Below are 12,638 nucleotides of genomic sequence, written 5' to 3'. Positions count from 1 at the left end.
ATTGTAGTTGGCGGCCGCATGATTAAAAAGTAAGCGACCGACGTTAATCGACGTGCGGATTCTAGCACGTCTCTCATAAATCAGGTAAATCGCCCCGCAATTTCCGCGATATGCAGCAAAAATCAGCGCTCACGCCGCCAGGCTTCGGCACTCAGTGCTTCGCCAAAGTGGCTGCTGATCAGCCGTCGTGTCAGATCATGCAGCGGGGAGGCCAGCACGTCCGCCGTGCCGCCGCGCTCGACCACTTCGCCCTGATGCATCACCAGCACTTTATCGCTGATGTGCTTCATCATGCCCAGATGCTGCGTGACATAAATGTAGGCGATCCCGTGCTTCTCCTGCAGTTCCAGCATCAGATTCACCAGCTGAGATCGCATAGTCATATCCAGCGAGGCCAGCGCTTCGTCGGCCACAATGACTTTAGGCTGGAGGATCAACGCACGCGCCAGGCCCAGACGCTGTTTCTGACCGGGGGCAAGCATGTGAGGATAGTACCCGGCATGATCGCGCAGTAAGCCAACCTGGCGAAGCGTAGCAATAATGCGTTTCTCGCGCTCCTCCGCATTCAGCTCGGTATTGAGCCGCAATGGAAACTCCAGGATCTGACTGATGCGCTGTCGCGGATTCAGCGAGGTTGAGGGATCCTGAAAAATCATGCGTATGCGCTGACTGCGATAGCCATAATCGCCGAAGGTCAGCGGATGATCGTCAATCAGAATCTCACCTTCAGTGGGGGCGACCATGCCGCTGAGCATCTTCGCCAGGGTGGATTTACCCGAGCCGTTTTCGCCGATAATCGCCAGCGTCTGTTTCTCACGCAGGGTAAAGCTTACCGATTTCACTGCTTCAACGTGCTGACGGCGAAACAGGCCCGTACGGTAGCGAAAGGTTTTGCTCAGGTTGCGCACTTCCAGCAGGGTCTCCATGCTACTGGCCCTCCATATTCAGCGGGAAATGACAGGCGTAGAGATGGGTTTTGCTGCCGGTGAGCCGAGGCGTTTCAATACATTTACGCTGGGCATAGGGACAGCGAGGCCCCAGACGACAGCCAATCGGTAAACTCTCCAGCGACGGAATCGCGCCCGACAGGGTATTAAGACGGCTTTTGTGCGGCAGGGCGCGCCCAAAATCGGGCATGGCCCGAATCAGCGCCTGGGTATAAGGGTGATGCGGCGTACTCATCAAATCTTCGCTCTGGGCGGTTTCCACCGTCTGACCGCAGTACATCACGTTGATTCGATCTGCCCACTGACTCATTGTGCGCAGGTCATGGCTGATCAGCAGAATAGTGGTGTTGTTATTCTGGTTGAGGCGGCTCAGCAGGCGGAAAATCTGCGCCTGGGTGGTCGGTTCCATGGCATTTGTTGGTTCATCCGCAATCAGCAGGCGCGGCTGGTTAGCCAGCGCAATGGCGATCATCACTTTCTGGCACTCACCTTCAGTCAGCTCATAAGGGAAGCTGCGCATAATATCTTTGTGATCTTTAATGCCGACACGATGCAGCAGTTCGATAGCGCGGGTTTTGCGCCAGAACCAGAAGCGTTTCAGCCATGGCCCTTTGTACGTCCAGCGCGGGATCACCTGCATCAGCTGGCGACCAATGCTCTCTGAGGGATCCAGACAGGATTGCGGCTCCTGAAAAATCATTGAGACGTTGTGTCCGATAATGCGACGACGCTCGCGCGGCGATAAGCGCAGCAGGTCCACATCATCAAACACCATGCGGTCAGCGGTAACACGCCAGTTATCGTTGGTGACGCCGCAGATAGCTTTGGCGACCAGACTCTTGCCGGAGCCGGATTCTCCGACCAGTCCCCGGACTTCGCCTTCGCCCAGCGTCAGATTAACGCGGTCAACGGCTTTGACCGGCCCGTCAGCGGTCATAAATTCAATGGTGAGATTACGGATATCGAGTAACGGCATTTATTCCACTCCCGCTTCGACGGCGCGACGGATGCCGTCACCGAGCAGGTTAACAATTAATACGCTCACCATCAGCGCCACGCCGGGCAGCATAACGGTCCAGGGTGCGACGTAGATCAGCTCCAGTGAATCGCCGAGCATCGCGCCCCATTCCGGCGAAGGCAACTGCGCGCCAAGGTCGAGAAAGCCAAGTGCGGCAATGTCCAGAATGGCCATCGACAGCGCGCGGGTTATTTCGGTAATCAGCAGCGGCAGAATATTGGGCAATATGGCATAGCGCAGAATGTTGCGACCGCGAGCGCCATCAAGGCGAGCAGCCACCACATACTCCTTTTCCAGCTCATCATGCACGGCGCTGTATATTTCGCGGACCAGACGTGGCATCAATGCCAGCCAGACGGCCAGCAGCGCATGTTCGAGTCGTGGCCCGAGAAACGCCACCACGATAATCGCCAGCAACAGCGACGGAATCGAGAGCAGGGTGTCCAGGACATGGTTCATGACGGCCGAGCGGATACCGTGCGTCATGCCCGCCAGCACGCCCAATACCAGCGCTCCGAGGGTGGCGGAGATCGTCACAAGAATCGCTGAACCCACTGTGGGGCCTGCGCCACTCAGCAGGCGGCTCAGTACATCGCGACCCAGATCGTCAGTCCCGAGAAAGAACGAGACATCGCCATAGCGTGACCAGGAGGGCGGCAGCAGCTGATAGCCCAGGAACTGCTGGTCAATACCGTAGGGCGCTATCAGACCGCCAAACAGGCAGAGCAATAAGAGTGCGCCAAAGCCATACAGTCCGACCATTGAAATCGGGTTGCCGTAGAAATGATGCCAGCTTTGACGAAATGCGCTGGGCAGGCGTTTTTCGGCGTAGATATTATCGGACGGCATACCATTCCTTATGTTTCAGCGGATTCATGGCCGCGCCAATAATGTCAGAAATCACATTCACCAGGATCACCAGTCCGCCAATAACCATGACACCGGCTGAGATCGCCGCATAATCCTGCTGGCGAATCGCGTTAATCAGCCAGCGTCCCAGACCAGGCCAGTTAAAGACCATCTCCGTAATCATCGCCAGCGTCAGCATGGTGGAAAATTGCAAGCCAAGACGTGGAATCACCGGCGGCAGCGCGTTATGCAGCACGTGGCGGCGGATGACGGTAAAGCGTGAAAGACCGCGCGTGGCGGCCGCTTTAACATAATTTTTGTCCATCACGTCGCTGGTGCTGTTGCGCAGCAGACGTATCACCTCTGTTGTCGGTGCCATCGCCAGCACCAGCACCGGCAAAATAAGGTGCGACAGGACACTGATAATCATCTCATGTCGCCACGGCGAACGACTCAGCCAGGCGTCAATCAGCGCAAAACCAGAGACGTTCTGAACCGGATAAAGCAGATCGTGACGACCTGACACCGGCAGCCAGCCCAGCGTCAGCGAGAAGAAGAGCGTCAGAATCAGCGCCAGCCAGAAGATCGGCGCAGAAAAGCCAATCAGCGCCAGCGCACTGATGGTTTTATCCTGCCATTTGTTGCGCATCACACCGGCACAGATTCCCAGCGGAATGCCCACCAGCAGCGCAAACAGAAACGCCAGGATACAGAGCTCCATGGTGGCCGGGAACACCTCGCGCAGCTGTAAACCAATCTCCTGACCGTTAGTGCTGGAGACGCCGAAATCAAACTGCAGCATCCCTTTAAACCAGAACCACCAGGCGTCCGAGAGTGCAGCGCCTTCCAGTGGCGCATTAGGGGTAAAATAGCTCAGGCTGAAGCTGACCAGCGACAGCAGAAACAGGGTAATGAGCAGCAGTAGCAGGCGCCGCAAAATATAGATAATCATTTACTCCCCTCATCAGCTTCACGATAAACCCCGGCAAACGAGGCGTTGCCAAACGGACTCAGCACCAGCCCCTTGATATCATGACGAAACGCCTGGAGCCGCAAAGAGGATGCCAGCGGCAGTACCGGTAACTCCTGTGCCAGAATCTGTTGCGCTTTGTCATAGCTGTCGATGCGGCCCGAAAGTTGTTGTGATAACAGGGCGTTCTGCAGTGTTTCGTCAAAGGCCGGCGAGCACCAGTGCGCGTAATTGGTCTGTGAGCGAATCGCCGCACAGCTGAGCAGAGGACGGAAGAAGCTGTCAGGATCGTTACTGTCAGTGGCCCAGCCTGACAGCGTCAGATCATGATTCATCGCCATCAGCTGCGCCTCCTGGAAACGGCCTTCTACCGGTACAATCGTCAGCCGCACACCAACCTGTGCCAGATCTGCCTGTAACAATTCGGCGGTTTTAAGCGGGCTGGGATTCCAGGACTGCGATGCCACTGGCACCACCAGTCGCAGATGCAAATCGCTGATGCCCAATGCCGCCAGCGCGGCCCGGGATTTATCCGGATCATAGCTGGTAATACGCGCATCATTGTCATAGGCCCAGGAAGCGCGCGGTAATATGGAGGCAGCCGTTTCGGCGGTGCCGTAATAAATCGACTCCATCAGCCGCTCATTGTTGATTGCCAGCGCCAGCGCGTGACGCACTTCAGGACGGTCGAGCGGCGGCTTGCGGGTATTAAAAGCCAGATAGGCGATATTCATGCCAGGACGCAGGGTCATCCGCAGGCGCGGATCATCGCGCAGAATGCTGAGCTGGCTGGCCGCGGGATAGGCCAGTACATCGCATTCGCCGGTTAACAGTTTGGAGAGCCGTCCGGTACCGCCAGACCCCAGATCGATTACCGCCTGTTGCAGACGCGGAACACCCTTCCAGTAATGAGGATTGCGCGCCAGACGGATGTACTGGCCGGTGCGATATTCGCTGAGCTGATAAGGGCCGGTGCCAACGGGTTGCCTGTCCATCTCTTCCTGGTGTCCCTGCGCCGTCAGCTGGTCGGCATACTCCTTCGACAGCACCGGCGCATAGTGGGTCGCCATGTGCCACAGGAACGACGCATCCGGGCTGTTGAGTCTGAACTCAACCGTCCTGCTGTCGATTTTCTTCACGCTCTGCACTGAGTCGGAAAATTGCAGGCTATCAAAATAGGGATAATTACCGCCGTTGACGTTATGCCAGGGGTGATTACGGTCAAACATCCGCTCGAAGCTGAAAACAACGTCGTCTGCGTTCAGCGGTCGGGTAGGGTGGAACTGATTGGTCTGCTGAAACTGCACGCCGCCACGCAGATGAAAGCGATACGTTGCGCCGTTGTCGCGCACTTCCCAGCTGGACGCAAGATCGGGTTTGAGACGATAGGTGTAGGGATCAACATCCAGCAGGCGGTCATAAAGTTGTGCCGCCAGGGTATCGACAGTCAGCCCGCTGCTGGCCATCTGCGGGTTAAAGGTATTCAGCGTGCCGCTGACGCAATAGACAAAGCCGGTCTGGCGGATATCACCCGCAGGCGCTGACCACGCAGGGGCACTCAACACGCTGAGGCTGAGCAACAGCGAACATAGTAGTTTTGACATAGAACTCAACGATTTTGAGGCATTAGGCAGAGTGTATCGCAAAGCGGGCATTGTCCCAAAACCTGCAGCGGCTACCAGGCTGTTTTTCATCCTGCATCAGGAAAAAGAGCGCACAGAAGGTGTGGTAATGAGAAAAATTCTCAACGGGTGCTTTACAAATGATAATAGGAATGATTATTATTCATATGCACTTCGACGGTGGCTCTGCCGAAGAAGAGCACGACATTGCTCACATTGCTTCCAGTATTGTTGCCCGCCTCATGGCGGGCTTTTTTTTGTCGGGTGCATAGCTCTGAAGAGCAGGATCACCGCTGACTGAACAGGTGCACTGATTGCGGTTTTGCATGAAAGCATGGGGATGGAAAAAGAGTAAAACAGAATGATATCTGTAATGGCCTGGCATTTACCTGAGCAAGACCGGCTTAAAACCGGACTTAACTATTACAGAAACGCCGTTACTATAAGCACAACCTCTGCCCAACCAACGCCGGACAATGACTAAATTCCAGAAAAGCGCTCAGGCTTTCCACTATCCCTCCTTTCGTTATCTGTTTTTCGGACGTTTGTTTACCGTGCTGGGCAATGGAATCGCGCCCATCGCGCTGGCCTTTGCAGTTCTGGATATGGATGGATCTGCCTCTGATTTAGGCGTCGTGGTGGCATCCCGCTCCCTGTTCAACGTGCTCTTTCTGCTGGTGGGCGGTGTGGTTGCCGACCGCTACTCACGTAGTCGGGTATTAGTTGTATCGGCGCTGATAGCTGCTGTTTCTCAGGCTTTCGTTGCGTGGACTGTGCTTGAGGGTTCAGCCACAGTAATCAGCCTCACCTTGCTGGGCGCGGTGAATGGCGCGGCATCGGGGATTGCTCTGCCAGCTTCCTCTGCGCTGGTTCCGCAGGTCGTGCCTGCACAGCACCTGCGTCAGGCCAATGCTTTCATTCAGCTCAGTGTTTATGGCGGCACGGTACTGGGAGCGTCGCTGGGAGGCGTGATGACCAGTGCTGTCGGGCCGGGCTGGGGGCTGGCGATAGATGCGTTGGGATTTGCGGTCTCCGCGCCGCTTTATTTCCTTATGCGTGTGAGCCCGAATAAGGGCGGGACGATGCAAGGCAATATCCTGCGCGATATTAAAGAAGGCTGGGCAGAATTTGCCGGGCGAAGCTGGATTTGGTCGATAGTCCTTCAGTTCGCCATTATCAACGTCGCGTTTAATGGCATTGTAGAAGTCTATGGCCCGATAATTGCTGACGCCTCTTTCGGGCGGGCGCAGTGGGGGATGATTGTGGCCGCCCAGAGCGCAGGTTTAATTGCTGGATCATTTCTGGCTATGAAATGGCATCCACGTCGTGATCTGCTGATTGGCGCTATGCTGGCAGGTCTCTGTGCACTCCCGATAATGATGCTAGGCCTGAATGCATCAGCAGCATGGCTGATTGCAGGGTTCTTTATCGCTGGCGTTTCATTAGGCCTGTTTGGCGTAACCTGGGCGCATTCATTACAGACTCATATCCCAGCCGATAAACTGGCTCGGGTGTACGCGTATGATGCGATGGGTTCCTTTATCTCCATTCCTATTGGTCAACTGGTTGCGGGGCCGCTGGCGGCACAATATGGCACAGACAAGGTTTTGCTGATGTCAGCACTGGCCGTGGTCATGGTGACAGCTGCTGTCCTGCTGGTTCCGACCCTCAGGCAACCTGACAAAATGGGCACCAGGCCGCATAACACGTAATTGCTGTTTTTGTTCCTGCTAAAGCAGCCAGGACGTTACCAGACAGTTTTGACAGCGATTAACCAGAAAACATAACGCATAGACAAAGATGTCACCGTCGACCTGTTTAGTTTTCGGCTTTTATGTCGTGCTTTTTCATCATCGCGCGCAGCTGATGATAGGTAACACCTAACAACCCGGCGGCGCGGCGCTGGTTATAGCGTGCCTGTTGCAGGCTGGCTTCCACCAGATCCCGCTCCTGTCGATTCTGCCACTGGCGCAGATCCAGCGGCAGGGCAGGCAGGTCGTTACTCTCCGCGTTCTGACTGGCACGGATGAGCGCAACCGGTTCAGGACGTGAAGCAAACGGGTTGATAATGACGTTATCCAGCAACTGCTCGCTGCTGTTATGACGATAGACTGAGCGTTCCACGACGTTCTTAAGCTCTCGGACGTTGCCGGGCCAGTGGTAATCAAGCAGAGTCTGCTGCGCCTGAGCGGTAAAACCAGGAAAAAGTAACAGGCCGAGTTCGCGGCACATCTGGATGGCAAAATGATCGGCCATCACCAGAATATCGCTGCGGCGTTCGCGAAGGGGCGGTAACTGCACCACATCAAAGGCCAGACGATCCAGCAGGTCGGCACGGAATTTTCCCTCTGCCGCCAGCGCAGGGAGATCCTCGTTAGTGGCGCACACCAGCCGCACATTCACCTGCAGTGAGTGATTGCCGCCGACACGCTCCAGCTGCCCATATTCAATTACTCTGAGCAGCTTTTCCTGCACCAGCATCGGCGCGGTTGCCAGCTCATCCAGAAACAGCGTGCCACCATCAGCGCGTTCAAAACGTCCGAGATGGCGCTTCTGCGCACCGGTAAAGGCACCGGCCTCATGGCCAAAGAGTTCAGAATCGAGCAGGTTCTCATTCAGCGCGGCGCAGTTCAGCGAGATAAACGGTCCCTGCCAGCGGTCAGAGAGATAGTGCAGACGGCTGGCGATCAGCTCTTTACCCGTTCCGCGCTCGCCAATCACCAGAACCGGCTTTTCCAGGGGAGCCAGTCTGGAGACCTGCTCAAGAACCTCCAGAAAATTGTTCGACTCACCTAAAAGATTATCGTTAGTGCCTGTCATGATGAATTTCGCCATCCCTTAATCATTTTGACTATCTTAAAATATGCGGACGAGGCTGTAAAATATCAAATTCCTTAAAAATCAATGCGATAAAAATTGGCACGCATCTTGTATTAACTAAGCAGGGCAACACGTTTTAAAACATTAAAAGAGGAACATCATTATGGGTATTTTTTCTCGTTTCGCTGACATCGTAAATGCCAACATTAATTCCCTGCTGGAGCGTGCTGAAGATCCGCAGAAACTGGTCCGTCTGATGATTCAGGAAATGGAAGACACCTTAGTCGAAGTGCGTTCCACCTCTGCGCGGGCGCTGGCTGAAAAGAAACAGCTGTCACGCCGTATTGAGCAGGCAGAGATCCAGCAGGCCGAATGGCAGGAAAAAGCGGAACTGGCGCTTCGTAAGGATAAAGATGATCTGGCGCGGTCAGCACTGATCGAAAAACAGAAACTCACTGACCTTATCGCTTCACTGAAACAGGAAGTGGGCCAGGTTGAAGAGACGCTGGAACGTATGAAAGGCGAAATCAGTGAGCTGGAGAAAAAGCTGACTGAAACACGTGCCCGCCAGCAGGCGTTAACGCTGCGTCACCAGGCGGCCTCTTCATCACGCGATGTTCGTCGTCAGCTGGACAGCGGTAAAATCGACGAAGCGATGGCCCGGTTTGAATCCTTTGAACGTCGCATTGACCACATGGAAGCGGAAGCTGAAAGCCACGGCTTCGGTAAGCCAAAAACCCTGGACCAGCAGTTTACTGACCTGAAAGCGGATGATGAAATCAGCCAGCAGCTTAATGCGCTGAAAGCCAAAATGAACCGCAGTGAGTAATGATCGACGTTGCAATAAGTGATTAAGGAGAGTCAATGAGCGCACTTTTTCTTGCCATACCCTTAACGATCTTCGTGCTGTTTGTCGCACCGATCTGGTTATGGTTGCATTACAACAACAAACGCAACGGCGGTTCGGAACTGTCGCAAAGCGAAATCCAGCGCCTGCAGCGTGTTACGCAGGATGCACAGCGGATGCGTGAACGCATTGACGCACTGGAAGCGATTCTGGATGCCGAACACCCTAACTGGAGGCAGCCATGATGAAAGGCCGTAAGTTGTGGCGCAAGCCTGACGAAGGAAAGTTGATGGGCGTCTGTGCGGGTCTGGCGGAGTATCTCGATATTCCGGTGCGTCTGCTTCGGGTCATTGTGGTCTTATCACTGTTCTTTGGTCTGTTTATGTTTACGGTGGTCGCCTATTTCGTGCTGGGTTTTGTGCTGGATGTGAAACCCGCCAATGTCACGGAGGACGAACGTCAGCTCAGCGCCAGCGAGCTGCTGGACCAGCTGGAGAGTGCGCTGCAGCGCGATGAGCGCAGCGTGCGCGACGTGGAGCGTTATGTGACGTCTGAAACTTTCAGCGTACGCAGCCGCTTCCGCCAGATTTGATTATATTATTGCCGGGCCGTTACGGGCCCGTCCGCTCTCTCAATGGAGGTGTTGATGTCTTTTTCGCGATCCACTGCTTTTCGCCACCGCGCGGCACCTGCATTGAAGTCGGCGGCTAAATTTATCATTATCAATGCTGTTACCTACGGTCCCGCCGGTGTCACTGGCTGGGCGGTGAAATCGGTAGCGCGACGCCCGTTACGTCTTCTGCTGGCTGTGGCCCTTGAGCCATTGCTGAAACGCGTGATGAATCGAGTGGCATCGCGCTTCATCAGGGAGAACGATGAAAAGACTGCAAAGTGAATTAATGGCAATAATGAACCGTGGCGTTGATCGCCACCTTCGGCTGGCGGTCACCGGATTAAGCCGCAGCGGTAAAACCGCCTTTATTACCTCACTGGTCAATCAGCTTTTAACGGTTCACAGCGGCGCACGTTTGCCGCTGTTTTCCGTTGTGCGGGACGAGCGACTGTTGGGCGTCAAACGGGTGCCGCAGCGGGACATGGGAACCGCGCGCTTTACCTACGACGAAGGCCTGGCACAACTCTACAGCACGCCGCCCGCCTGGCCGACGCCCACCCGTGGCGTCAGCGAAATGCGTCTGGCGCTGCGTTACCGTCCAAATGATTCGCTGCTGCGTCATCTGAAAGAGACGGCAACACTCTATCTGGAAATTGTCGACTATCCCGGAGAATGGCTACTGGATCTGCCGATGCTGGCGCAGGATTATCTCGCCTGGTCACGGCAGATGAACGGTCTGCTGCAGGGCGATCGTGCGGAGTGGGCAAAACCCTGGCGCACGCTCTGCGAAAAACTCGATCCGCTTGCTCCCGCCGATGAAACCCAGCTGGCAGAGATTGCTGCGGCCTGGACTGACTACCTGCATCGCTGTAAATCTGAAGGCCTGCATTTTATTCAGCCTGGACGGTTCGTGCTGCCTGGCGATATGGCAGGCGCGCCTGCGCTGCAGTTTTTCCCCTGGCCAACCGCTGATGAGTCGCAACTCACTAAGCTGGCGCAGGCGGATAAGGGGAGTAACTTCAGCATGCTGCAGCAGCGCTTCAACTACTACTGCCAGCATGTGGTGAAGGGCTTTTACAAAAATCACTTCCTGCGTTTTGACCGCCAGATCGTGCTGGTTGACTGCCTCCAGCCCCTGAATAGTGGTCCTCAGGCGTTTAATGATATGCGGCTGGCGCTGACTCAGCTGATGCAGAGCTTTCATTACGGCCAGCGCACCCTGTTTCGCCGGCTTTTCTCACCGGTGATCGACAAATTACTGTTTGCGGCGACTAAAGCGGATCACATCACCAGCGATCAGCACGGCAACATGGTCTCGCTGTTGCAGCAACTGGTGCAGGATGCCTGGCAGAACGCCGCGTTTGAGGGGATTAGCATGGACTGCATCGGACTGGCATCAGTGCAGGCGACACAGAGCGGCCTGGTCGACCACCGTGGCGAGAAGATCCCGGCCCTGCGCGGTCACCGGCTGGATGATGGTGAACCGCTTACCGTCTATCCGGGTGAAGTCCCGCCGCGCCTGCCTGGCAATGCCTTCTGGCAGCAGCAGGGTTTTCAGTTTGAACAGTTCCGGCCGCAGCAGCTCGACGTCGACCGTCCACTGCCGCATATCCGCATGGATGCCGCGCTGGAATTTTTGTTGGGAGATAAATTGCGATGAGTGATCCGCTGAAGCCGCGTATCGATTTTGCTCGTCCGCTGGATGAGAGCACCACCACGCCGCTGCGTCCGGCGCAGACCTTTGAAGCTGACGCGCAGGCTGCGTTTCTGGCAGTGCAGGATGAAGATGTTGCCGTAGAAGAAGAAGGTGCAGGGGAGCGTGCAGTGGAAGCGGCTCTGAAACCTAAACGCAGTCTGTGGCGCAAAATGGTGACTGCAGGCGCACTGCTGTTTGGCGTCAGCGTGATTGCGCAGGGGGTGCAGTGGACGCATGACGCCTGGCTGGCACGCGACTGGTTTTCACTGGGGAGCGGCGTAGCAGGCGGACTTATTGTGCTGGCGGGTGTCGGCGCGCTGACCACTGAGTGGCGTCGGCTCTACCAGCTGCGTCAGCGTGCCGAAGAGCGGGATGTGGGCCGGGAGCTATTGCACAGTCATGGTATCGGTAAAGGTCGGGCATTCTGCGAAAAGCTGGCCCAGCAGGCTGAACTGGATCAGGCGCATCCGGCCCTGCAGCGCTGGCATGCCTCGCTGCACGAAACCCACAATGACAGCGAAATCGTGCGCTTGTATGCGCAGCTGGTGCAGCCCGTTCTGGACAGGCAGGCGCGGCGTGAAATCAGTCGTCATGCTGCGGAAGCAACACTGATGATTGCGGTCAGTCCGCTGGCACTGGTGGATATGGCGTTTATCGCCTGGCGTAATCTGCGGCTGGTCAATCGCATCGCGGCGATATACGGCATCGAACTGGGCTACTTCAGCCGTATCCGGCTGTTCCGCCTGGTGCTGCTCAATATGGCTTTTGCCGGCGCGTCCGAACTGGTGCGGGAAGTGGGAATGGACTGGATGTCGCAGGATATCGCTGCCCGGCTTTCCACGCGCGCTGCCCAGGGCATTGGTGCAGGCCTGCTGACTGCAAGGCTGGGCATCAAAGCGATGGAGCTTTGTCGTCCACTGCCGTGGCTGGAGCAGGATAAGCCACGGCTTGGCGATTTTCGGCGCGAACTGCTGGGCCAGCTGAAAGAGGCACTGCAGAAGGGCGGTAACAAATCAGCCTGAATCTCGCGTGACACATTAAAGGCGGCATAGCCGCCTTTAATGATCAGTGAGGCTGGCGCAGCACCTGCCGTGAATCGATAATCAGACACTCACCCGGACAGGCGGATTCATCTGTAATCACCGGATTTGCAGGCAGCGTAAAGGCCATGCCATTTTTCTCCCTGATAAAATGCGCCATCCCGGCAAATATCTTCCAGTCGGCCAGAGTTACCTTCGACAGAACAAAACACCATC

At 55.8% G+C, this 12,638-nt stretch carries 14 protein-coding genes; 7 read left to right on the top strand and 7 right to left on the bottom strand.

The genetic code is table 11. The features are described 5' to 3' along the window. Window positions 1-122: 122 nt before the first annotated feature. From sapF to sapA, 5 genes are read right to left on the bottom strand one after another with little or no spacing between them, the layout of a single operon-like run. On the bottom strand, window positions 123-926 hold the full coding sequence (sapF, locus tag H7K52_RS05860; RefSeq protein WP_003853814.1) for a putrescine export ABC transporter ATP-binding protein SapF: 804 nt from the start codon (window positions 924-926) through the stop codon (window positions 123-125). Between the two features lies 1 nt (window position 927). Further along, entirely contained in the window at window positions 928-1,923 is a 996-nt protein-coding gene (gene sapD / locus H7K52_RS05855) for a putrescine export ABC transporter ATP-binding protein SapD (protein ID WP_003853811.1), read from the bottom strand. Next, on the bottom strand, window positions 1,924-2,814 hold the full coding sequence (gene sapC / locus H7K52_RS05850; RefSeq protein ID WP_078804454.1) for a putrescine export ABC transporter permease SapC: 891 nt from the start codon (window positions 2,812-2,814) through the stop codon (window positions 1,924-1,926). Beyond that, on the bottom strand, window positions 2,801-3,766 hold the full coding sequence (sapB, locus tag H7K52_RS05845; protein WP_039660158.1) for a putrescine export ABC transporter permease SapB: 966 nt from the start codon (window positions 3,764-3,766) through the stop codon (window positions 2,801-2,803). The genes sapC and sapB overlap by 14 nt, the downstream gene beginning before the upstream one ends. Next, window positions 3,763-5,388 (bottom strand): ABC transporter substrate-binding protein SapA, encoded by a 1,626-nt coding sequence (gene sapA, locus H7K52_RS05840; protein ID WP_003853805.1) that lies wholly within the window; start codon window positions 5,386-5,388, stop codon window positions 3,763-3,765. The genes sapB and sapA overlap by 4 nt, the downstream gene beginning before the upstream one ends. A 494-nt stretch (window positions 5,389-5,882) precedes the next feature. Between sapA and H7K52_RS05835 the strand changes: the two genes are divergently transcribed. Then, window positions 5,883-7,118, top strand: a complete 1,236-nt coding sequence (locus H7K52_RS05835) for an MFS transporter (protein WP_182629820.1) — start codon at window positions 5,883-5,885, stop codon at window positions 7,116-7,118. 106 nt (window positions 7,119-7,224) lie between these two features. Here the strand turns inward: H7K52_RS05835 and pspF are convergent, their stop codons facing one another. Continuing rightward, on the bottom strand, window positions 7,225-8,226 hold the full coding sequence (pspF, locus tag H7K52_RS05830) for a phage shock protein operon transcriptional activator (RefSeq protein ID WP_078804515.1): 1,002 nt from the start codon (window positions 8,224-8,226) through the stop codon (window positions 7,225-7,227). Between the two features lie 163 nt (window positions 8,227-8,389). Here pspF and pspA point away from each other — a divergent pair, with 163 nt between their 5' ends. From pspA to H7K52_RS05800, 6 genes are read left to right on the top strand one after another with little or no spacing between them, the layout of a single operon-like run. After that, complete coding sequence (gene pspA, locus H7K52_RS05825) at window positions 8,390-9,055, top strand: phage shock protein PspA (RefSeq protein ID WP_008925259.1); 666 nt, start codon at window positions 8,390-8,392, stop codon at window positions 9,053-9,055. Window positions 9,056-9,090: 35 nt separating this feature from the next. Further along, window positions 9,091-9,318, top strand: coding sequence for an envelope stress response membrane protein PspB (gene pspB / locus H7K52_RS05820; protein WP_003853799.1), 228 nt, complete (start codon window positions 9,091-9,093; stop codon window positions 9,316-9,318). Continuing rightward, window positions 9,315-9,665: an envelope stress response membrane protein PspC gene (gene pspC, locus H7K52_RS05815; protein ID WP_039660164.1), complete on the top strand. Its 351-nt coding sequence runs from the start codon at window positions 9,315-9,317 to the stop codon at window positions 9,663-9,665. The genes pspB and pspC overlap by 4 nt, the downstream gene beginning before the upstream one ends. A gap of 54 nt (window positions 9,666-9,719) precedes the next feature. After that, the gene (gene pspD, locus H7K52_RS05810) at window positions 9,720-9,968 is read left to right on the top strand and encodes a phage shock protein PspD (RefSeq protein ID WP_039660166.1); all 249 of its coding nucleotides are present in this window, start codon (window positions 9,720-9,722) and stop codon (window positions 9,966-9,968) included. Beyond that, window positions 9,949-11,346: a YcjX family GTP-binding protein gene (locus H7K52_RS05805; protein WP_182629819.1), complete on the top strand. Its 1,398-nt coding sequence runs from the start codon at window positions 9,949-9,951 to the stop codon at window positions 11,344-11,346. The genes pspD and H7K52_RS05805 overlap by 20 nt, the downstream gene beginning before the upstream one ends. Beyond that, window positions 11,343-12,404, top strand: coding sequence for a YcjF family protein (locus H7K52_RS05800; RefSeq protein ID WP_003853794.1), 1,062 nt, complete (start codon window positions 11,343-11,345; stop codon window positions 12,402-12,404). Before H7K52_RS05805 ends, H7K52_RS05800 begins: the two co-directional genes overlap by 4 nt. Before the next feature lie 43 nt (window positions 12,405-12,447). Here H7K52_RS05800 and H7K52_RS18925 read toward each other — a convergent pair whose 3' ends face one another. Then, window positions 12,448-12,582, bottom strand: a complete 135-nt coding sequence (locus tag H7K52_RS18925; protein WP_259400638.1) for a hypothetical protein — start codon at window positions 12,580-12,582, stop codon at window positions 12,448-12,450. Between the last annotated feature and the right edge of the window lie 56 nt (window positions 12,583-12,638).

It is taken from the genome of Pantoea hericii, from assembly GCF_014155795.1.
GTDB classification, from domain to species: Bacteria; Pseudomonadota; Gammaproteobacteria; order Enterobacterales; family Enterobacteriaceae; genus Pantoea; species Pantoea eucalypti.
The sequence above is the reverse complement of the archived record's forward strand: the minus strand, read 5'-3'. Positions and strand labels throughout refer to the sequence as shown.